The 981-nt window shown below is 62.7% G+C and carries 1 protein-coding gene; it reads right to left on the reverse strand.

Annotation, left to right across the window (positions count from 1 at the left end):
* Positions 1-104: 104 nt before the first annotated feature.
* The gene (gene lra1, locus IQK56_RS10755) at positions 105-875 is read right to left on the reverse strand and encodes an L-rhamnose 1-dehydrogenase Lra1 (RefSeq protein WP_122307856.1); all 771 of its coding nucleotides are present in this window, start codon (positions 873-875) and stop codon (positions 105-107) included.
* Positions 876-981 lie beyond the last annotated feature (106 nt).

Genomic DNA, 981 nt, shown 5'->3' on the forward strand with positions numbered 1-981 from the left:
CCCCGATTACGGTGTATCAGCCACAACTGTACTGACTGACACTCTGCTATCGGGGGCAAGCCCCCTCCCACATTGGAACTGTGATGTTTGAGGGAGAGCGGGGGTTACTGCAGGTTTACGTAAAGGCCACCATCGACGAGCAACGACGCGCCGGTGACGTAGCGCGCCATGTCCGAAGCCAGGAATACAATCGGCCCAGCCACATCATCCGGCTCACCCAACCGTCCCAGCGGCGTGCGCGAGGTCATGTAGGCGAGTTTTTCCTCGTCGGCCAGGTCGTCCTTGTTGATGTCGGTGGCAATGGTGCCCGGCAGCACCGAGTTGCAGCGAATCCCATAGGGCCCCAGTGCAATCGCACAGGACTGCATCAGCGAGTGCAGCCCGGCCTTGGTTGGCGTGTAGTGGGTTTGCATGCCACCGCCCACCAGCGCGCTGATGGAGCTGACCGCGATGATCGCGCCGCCACGGCCCTGGTTTTTCATTTGGTTGGCCGCCGCCTGCACGGCGAAGTAGGCGCCGTTGAGGTTGGTGTTGACGGTTTTCAGATAGACCTCGCGGGGCATGTCGAGGAACGAGTGGAACGGGCAGATCCCGGCGTTGTTGACGAACACGTCGACGCTGCCGAACGCCTTCACGGCGCCAGCCACCAGCTTGTCGCCGGTGTCCGGGTCGGCGGCATCGCCACCCACTTCGATGGCCGCACCGCCAAACGCCTTGATCTCTTCGATCAGCGAATACGCCGCCTCGGTGCCCTGGCCGCTGCCACTGTGGCCGATCACCACGCGGGCGCCCTGGCGCGCACATTCACGGGCGGCGGCGCGGCCGATACCACGGGAGGCGCCGGTGATGATTACGGTTTTGTCTGCAAGCAACATAAAAAACTCCTTCAAAAATAAGCGGCATCAGCCGAGGTAATTGCCGTAGCCGACCATGGCGATTGCGCCGAGGATCACCGCGATACCGGCCACCAGCACGCCCTTG

It is taken from the genome of Pseudomonas cyclaminis (genome assembly GCF_015163715.1).
Lineage (GTDB): Bacteria > Pseudomonadota > Gammaproteobacteria > Pseudomonadales > Pseudomonadaceae > Aquipseudomonas > Aquipseudomonas cyclaminis.